This is a genomic window from Steroidobacter agaridevorans (assembly GCF_009932555.1).
GTDB classification, from domain to species: domain Bacteria; phylum Pseudomonadota; class Gammaproteobacteria; order Steroidobacterales; family Steroidobacteraceae; genus Steroidobacter; species Steroidobacter agaridevorans.
Genome location: NZ_BLJO01000011.1, coordinates 71,435 through 78,263, shown reverse-complemented (window position 1 = coordinate 78,263; position 6,829 = coordinate 71,435). Strand labels below are relative to the sequence as shown.

Here is a 6,829-nt window from a genome sequence, read left to right as displayed (position 1 = left end):
TGAGCGGGCGAATCAGTCGTCGTCGCGAATGATCGCTTCGGCGCGCTCGGTCTTGCCGAGGCGGGCCGATCTGGGCGAGACCAGGTCGACGTAAAACGACTCGTCGTCTTCCTTGCGAAGATCGTTGCGTAACGGCACATAGATCGCTCGTTGCGCTTGTCCGTCCGCGAACGTCACGGTGCCTGTCGCGTCCGACGCGAAATCGATGCCGGCGTCCGCCGTGCCGCTGACCGTTTTCCAGCTGACACTCACTCGGCCCGATAAAGGCTGCGAGCGTTTGATCAGGAAGACGGCGGCCACTGAGCTCTCGCTGGTGACGACGCTCGAAGATTCGAAGGAGATCTCGCTCATCGGCGCCGCTGCCGGCCTCGGTTTGCTGGCGACGGCGGGAGCCGCTGCGCTTGGCGCCGCGGCTGTTGTTGCAGGGATCTCATCTTTCGACTCAGCGGCCGCGGCGGGCGCAGGAGCCGCAGCTTCGACCGCAGGCTGCTCGACAACTTCGGGAGGCTGGGCAGCCGGTAACGACGCCGTCGTGGCGGGCAGGAGTGACCGTGCCGGCTCATCGTCGGGCCCGTTGTGACGCTGGAACGCGAAGTACGTGACCAGCAACGCGCAGGCGATGAAGGCGAAGAAACCCCAACTACGTTGCTTGGGCATCAGATCTGCGGGTAGATCGGCGGGCACGATGTCCTCTGGATCGGCATAGACAGGCAGGGGCGCTGAGTCGACCGGCTGCTCCGGATTCAAGCGCGTCAGCAGATCCTCCACGCTGGTCGGGCGCGCTTCGCGCTTCCAAGACAGAGCCGAGAGCAATGAGAGCCACTGCGAGGTCGACAGGTTCCATGCGCGCGGCGGAATCTTGCCTTCTTCACGAGCCTGCAACGAAGACTGCCGCCCGAACGGATGCTGGCCGGTCAGGAGCTCGTACGCCACGCAGGCAAAACTGAACACGTCGTCGCGTCGATCGGGCGTGCCGCCGCTGAGCACTTCAGGGCTCGCATAAGTCGGCGTGCCCGCCGGAATGCGCGTGTCGTTGGCGCTCGGGCCGGCGGCTGTGCCGAAGTCGACGATGCGCACGCCTTCCTCCGGCGTGATGAAAACATTGCCGGGTTTGAAGTCGCCATGCACGACGTTCTGGCTGTGTGCATAACTCAGGGCTTCGGCGGACTGGCGCAGAATCTTGTAGGCCAGCGACACAGGCACCATGGTCCAGTCGCGTAACAACTGAGAGAGCAGCTTGCCCTGGACCAATTCCATGGTCATGAAGCAGCGGCCTTCGTCCTCGTGTAATTCGAACACGCGCACGATGCTCGGGTGAGACAGCAGCCGGGCGTGCTCGAACTCATGTTTGAGGCGCTTCGCCGCGCGCTCCGGATCGCCGAGCTCGGGGCGCGGCGTCTTGATCGCGACTTGCATGTTGGGCGCCGTGCCTTTGGCGGACAGCATGTCGCGCGCACGGAAGACGATGGCGGTGCCGCCGCAGCCGATGACTTGCTCGAGCAGGTAGCGATCGCAAAGCACTTTGCCTGGAGCCAGTGCCGGTCGCCGCGACTCGACGGCTTTCGGCGCGTCGGTCTTGCGAGGCACGGGGGTAGTCGCCGTCTTCGCTGGCGGCTGAATCACGTCGTCCGTCAGCTCGGGGGCGCGGAGCGAGGGTTTGTTCTCGACGACCGGAGCCGATGCCCGCACCGGCACGTCGACGGTGATAGGGGCCGAAACGGATGGCGCCGACACAAACGGCTCGCGGCGGCCATTCGGCAGGGGCGCGCGATCGTTGACTTCCGGCACAACGGGTTCGCGCGCGACGATCGGACCGGTCTCGTCGAGCGGCGCTTCGGTCGGGCGAGCAACGCTCTCACGACGCGGCTCCTCGACTGGCGCTCGCGCCGGCGCAGGATTTGCCGTTGTCGGAGCCTGCGCATCGTCGCGAACGATGTCGGCGGTGGCCGGCTCCAAATCCGCCGTGAATTCCTCGTGCACGTCCGCGGTCGTGTCGAGATCGGCGCCGGGCGGCCGCTGAAAAGCCCGCCGATGGCGCAAGCGACGCGAATGAAATGAGCCGTGAAAGTTCGCTGACATAGTGCTCAAGCCGATTGTCGATCGGCAACCTGCGTGACGGCGGGACGCGGCAACAAGCCACGCGCCCGATACCAGTTGACGGTGTCGGCCGCTCCGGTGCGGAAATCGATCGCCGGTTGGAACCCAAGCAATGACTGTGCCCGGGTCGTGGAAAATACGAAAGACTTGCGAAAGAAATCCAGTCGTCGACTGTGCAGCGGTGGCGCAATGTGCAGTGGCGGCAGCGTGGTCTCCATCACGCCAGCTGCGGCGACGAACGGCCACATCGGCACTTTGAGCCGCGGCGGCTTGCGCTCCAGCACAGTGGCGATCTGCCGCACCATTTCGTGCGTGGTCATGATTTCCTTGCCGGCGAACACGAACTTCTCGCCGACGGCTTTGGAATCCTTCGCCGCCATCAGCAGGCCGCGCGTCAGATCGTCGACGTGAATGCATTGCCGCCGGTTGTTGCCGCTGCCGATCATGACGAAGTGACCGCGCGCGATGCTTCGGAACAGCTTGAGCAGCCGTCGATCGCCGGGCCCGTACGTTTCGGCGATGCGGACGATGCAGGTTTCGAAATGCCTGCCGAAGGATTGCACGATGCCTTCGGCCTCGGCTTTGGTGTTGGCGTAGACATTCTCCGGACGCAACGGACTGTCTTCGTCCAGCAACGATTCGCTTGCCTCGCCATAAACGCCTATGGTGCTGCCATAGACGAAGCGGCGGACCTGGTGGTCGCGACAAGCGCCCAACAACGTCCGCACGGCGTCCACGTTGACGGCGCGAAAATAGCTCTCGGGCATCTCCGCCTCGTGTTGAGCGGCGGCCAGGTGAATTACCGTATCGCGCCCTCGCAGCAGTCGATCGATCAATGCCGGATCCTGCAGCACACCGGCTTCGACGCGGACGCCGGCGGCACGCAACTCTTGCAGCCGTTCGCTCTCTATATGTAACTCGGCACGGCCAGTGGCCAGGACATCGATGCCGAGCTGATGGGCGCGTAACGCGAGTCGCGAGCCAATGAATCCCGTGGCTCCTGTTACGAGCAGTTTCTGGGGAGATGAAGTCGGGAATGAAGTCATGCAGTCGCTCTTACCGTGGTTTCTGCAAGCATCGCGCCATGATTCGGTGCTGCCGCACTGGCGTCGCCAGCAGTCGCTCGAGGCGCCGTTCGATCTGATGCAGCCCTCGAGCTGGAATCGTGCGCTGAATGCCGTTGCAGAGTGTGTTCCGTCGTGGCGATCTCCCGATGCAAACGCTCGGCTGACCACGACAACAGCCGGCCCATCTCAGCCGCGGTGGCGAGCAATGCTGCCCGGCCTGGATGCGAGCCGGCGGCAAGATCTGTACGGCGCATAACCACGTCGTCCAGGTGCACCGCCATCTCCTGGCTCACCGCGTAACGGATTTCGGCGGTGAGCGTGCTGGTGCCTGGGATGTTCACGACCGTGGCATTGCTGCCTTCCTCGAGCACGGCGCGGTAGTGCGTACCGTGATTGCGCACCAACCCTTGCATGCTCTTCATGGCGACGCCCGGCGGTAACGAGCGACAGGCATCGCTCTCGAACTTCGCGAAATTTTCGATCTCGCCGCCCGGCAGCTCGATCCGATCGCTGGCCGGTGCGGCAGGCGCGCGCTCGACTTGCTTCAACAGCAGATCCAGCGCACGCGCCGCATCGACGCGCGCCATCGTGAAACGGATGCCGACCAGGCTCACGAGCCCTTGCACGTTGTGAGTTTGGCGATGGTCGACCAGTCGCGACTCCTTGCCGAAGCTCAGCTCGGTGGCGGTCGCGGTTTCGCCGAACGGTACCAGTCCACAATGCGCGAAGCTCACTTCGTCAGGCCTCAATTGCAGCGTCGGATACACCGAATTGATCTCGGCCATCCATTCTTCGATCTCTTCCGGCTGCACCCAGGCGCGGTCCGGAGTCTCGGGAAATAGCTTGTGCCAGACGCCGATCAAAGTCTTGTCGCGCCAGGGCGCGGCGAACAGATGCCGGGTCTGACGGCCGAGCAACGCATCCTTATCGCGGCTCAAGCCTTGGATGGCGATGCCATGCGAGGATGTGGGGACGCGCTCCACGATGAAATAAGCATCGCGGGAAAACGGCAATCGCTTCGGCTTGCCGAAATGCTCGGCGTCGTTTTGCAGGTAGTCGGCCCAGGGGCCCGCGGCGTTCAACGTCAGGCGGGCGCGCACATCGAACTCATCGCCGGTGAGCTGATCGCGAACTCTCGCGCCTTGCACGGTGTTGCCAGACCACAGAAAGCGGATGGCCTCGGCGTAATTGCAAACATCCGCGCCCGCCGCCTCCGCCCCTTTGACGAATGCGAGCACCAGCCGCGCCGCGTTATACATCTGGCCGTCTTCGAACACGACCGCCCCGCTCAGCTTCGGCGTCTGCAAATGAGGAAACATCTGCAAGATCTCACTGCGAGACAGCAGTCGGGTATTGCCGATCATACGAGTGGCATCGCGAATGCCGCGATTGCGGTCGAACGTGAGCAGGTCGTATACGCGGGCTCCGGTTCCCAGAAAGGCTTTACCGCTGCGGCCATGCCCATAGGTGGGAATGGCGATGGGCAAGGGGCTCACCAGGTGCGGAGCGATTCGCAACAACGCCGATCTCTCCCGGCACGAAGCTCGCAGGCGGGGGATGTCTGCATGCTGCAGATAGCGAATCCCGCCGTGGACCATCTTGAAACATTCGGCCGAGGCGCCGCTGCCGAAATCGTCGCGCTCCAACAGCACTGTCCGGAGTCCGCGCAAGGCGGCATCGCGCGCGGCGGCGGCACCGAAGGCACCGCCGCCGATGATCAGCAAGTCATATTCCCGTTGCGCCAGGGCCGCTGTCGTACGTTGCATTCGCCGTCTACCCGAGATGTTCAAGCCCAACGCTTGCGATGCACTTTCAGTGCCCGGCCCGCAGGGAATTTTTGGGCACGCCTCGATACCCGTTGCGCCCCTGGCTCAAGTGGCGATTGCGAGAGTGGCCACTGTCTGCGATCCGCAGCAGGTAATCGTCCTACGGGAACCCAAGACAACTGGGCCGGGCTTCAGGGGTTAGCCGATGTAATGGTTGCAACGGGCCTTGTAACTTTTCTCCCGAGTTGCGAAGCGGCTCGTCCCTTTTCATGTGCAAGAAATGCTTGGTGGCAGGCAGGGTTGACCCGAGCGCGGCCGCTGAAACTCTTAATGGAGTAACGACGTTAATGACTGCGAAGATTCCCGTCATGAAGCCACTGATCCGCCGACTCGCCGCCGCCGCCGTGGCGCTCGCCTGCGGTATGGCGCCGCTTGCCAACGCTGTACCGGTGTTGCCCGGGGCCATCGGTCACGGCATCACCACGCCCGCCGGTCGCGGCGGCACTGTCATTCGTGTAACCAACACGAACGCCGATGGCGCTGGTTCGCTCAAGGCCTGCGTCGACGCCAGCGGCCCGCGCGTCTGCGTGTTCGAAGTGTCCGGCACGATCACCTTGCCGGACGATCTCACCTTCCGTAATCGCTATATCACCGTCGCTGGTCAGACTGCGCCGTCGCCGGGAATCACGCTGCGTGGCTCGGGACTGCTGGTCAAGACTTCCGACGTGCTGATCCAGCACATCCGCGTGCGTCCGGGCGATTCTTCCGGCGGCGAGCCGCCGAGCAATCGCGACGCACTGAAGATCGAAGCACCCTCGACCGCGCCGATCAGCAACGTGGTGATCGACCACTGCACCTTCACCTGGTCGGTGGACGAGATCGCCAGCGCCTGGCAGTACTGGAACAACATCAGCCTGCTCAACAACATCTTTGCCGAGCCGCTGCATGACTCGATTCATCCCGAGGGCAAGCATGGCTTCGGCGTGCTGATCGGGCCGGTCGATGGCAATGCCACGCTGGCGGGCAACCTGTTCGCGGACATGCAGTCGCGCAATCCGATGACTGCCGCCGGCAAGGTGGTGATCGTGAACAACCTGGTTTACAACTGGGGCAACACCGCCATCGATTTGCAAAGCCGTGGCCTGGTCACGCAGAACTCGGTCGTCGGCAACGCGTTCGTGCGCGGACCCGATACGGCCGGCAGCTATGCTCCGATCGGCCTGCGCGCCGATTCGACCACACTGCGGCCGGGCGCCAAGGTGTTCATTTCCGATAACGCCGGTCCGGGTGCGACTTCGGATGCCTGGTCGCTGGCCGGTTCCATCTACGGCTCACTGACGCTGGCGAACTTCAAGTCCACGTCGCCGCTCGCCTGGCCGGCCGCCATGACGACGCTGCCGAGCTCGGAGAACGTTGTGCGTGAGCACGTGCTGAAGTATTCGGGCGCGCGCCCGGCCGATCGCGATGCTGTGGATGCACGCATTATTTCTCAGACGCGTGCCGGCACTGGCCGGATCATCAACTGCGTCGCTGCGAACGGCACGGCTCGCTGCGAGCGCAATGGTGGCGGTTATCCGAATCTCGCCGTGAATCGACGTGCACTGACGGTGCCGGCGAATCCGAACGAGGTCACCTCGAGCGGCTACACGAATCTCGAGCTGTGGCTGCATCGCATGGCAGCGCAGGTCGAGGGTCGCGCGGCGAGCCCGCCGCAAGCGCCGGCTTTGAATCGGTAACTTCTACAACGATGAGTTTGTAAATTCGGTGAGCCCACTCGACAGCAGTGGGCGCTGCGGATAACTTGGCTCAGCAACGGCGCGGGGGTGGAGCGACTGCCGCGCCGCTGCATTCGTGGTACGCATCTTGCTGTTACATATCGATGGGTCCTGGCGACCCGTC

Annotated in this window: 4 protein-coding genes; 1 reads left to right on the top strand and 3 read right to left on the bottom strand. The window is 63.7% G+C overall.

Going from position 1 to position 6,829, the window contains the following annotated elements; all coding sequences use genetic code 11:
- Nucleotides 1–12: 12 nt before the first annotated feature.
- From GYH35_RS31695 to GYH35_RS31685, 3 genes are read right to left on the bottom strand one after another with little or no spacing between them, the layout of a single operon-like run.
- Nucleotides 13–2,079 carry a protein kinase domain-containing protein gene (locus GYH35_RS31695; protein WP_161815556.1) on the bottom strand — a complete coding sequence of 689 codons (2,067 nt, stop codon included), beginning with the start codon at nt 2,077–2,079 and terminating at the stop codon, nt 13–15.
- Nucleotides 2,080–2,084: 5 nt separating this feature from the next.
- Nucleotides 2,085–3,143: an NAD-dependent epimerase/dehydratase family protein gene (locus GYH35_RS31690; RefSeq protein WP_161815555.1), complete on the bottom strand. Its 1,059-nt coding sequence runs from the start codon at nt 3,141–3,143 to the stop codon at nt 2,085–2,087.
- A complete protein-coding gene (locus GYH35_RS31685) occupies nt 3,140–4,930 on the bottom strand; it encodes a glycerol-3-phosphate dehydrogenase/oxidase (RefSeq protein ID WP_161815554.1) in 1,791 nt (596 codons plus the stop codon). Before GYH35_RS31685 ends, GYH35_RS31690 begins: the two co-directional genes overlap by 4 nt.
- A gap of 368 nt (nt 4,931–5,298) precedes the next feature.
- Here GYH35_RS31685 and GYH35_RS31680 point away from each other — a divergent pair, with 368 nt between their 5' ends.
- Complete coding sequence (locus GYH35_RS31680) at nt 5,299–6,666, top strand: pectate lyase family protein (protein WP_161815553.1); 1,368 nt, start codon at nt 5,299–5,301, stop codon at nt 6,664–6,666.
- The last annotated feature ends 163 nt before the right edge of the window (nt 6,667–6,829 follow it).

Bases quoted from the DNA above. Each gene is read 5' to 3' on its own strand.
- GYH35_RS31695 (WP_161815556.1), bottom strand. From the start codon at position 2,079: ATGTCAGCGAACTTTCACGGCTCATTTCATTCGCGTCGCTTGCGCCAT.
- GYH35_RS31685 (WP_161815554.1), bottom strand. From the start codon at position 4,930: ATGCAACGTACGACAGCGGCCCTGGCGCAACGGGAATATGACTTGCTG.
- GYH35_RS31690 (WP_161815555.1), bottom strand. From the start codon at position 3,143: ATGACTTCATTCCCGACTTCATCTCCCCAGAAACTGCTCGTAACAGGA.
- GYH35_RS31680 (WP_161815553.1), top strand. From the start codon at position 5,299: ATGAAGCCACTGATCCGCCGACTCGCCGCCGCCGCCGTGGCGCTCGCC.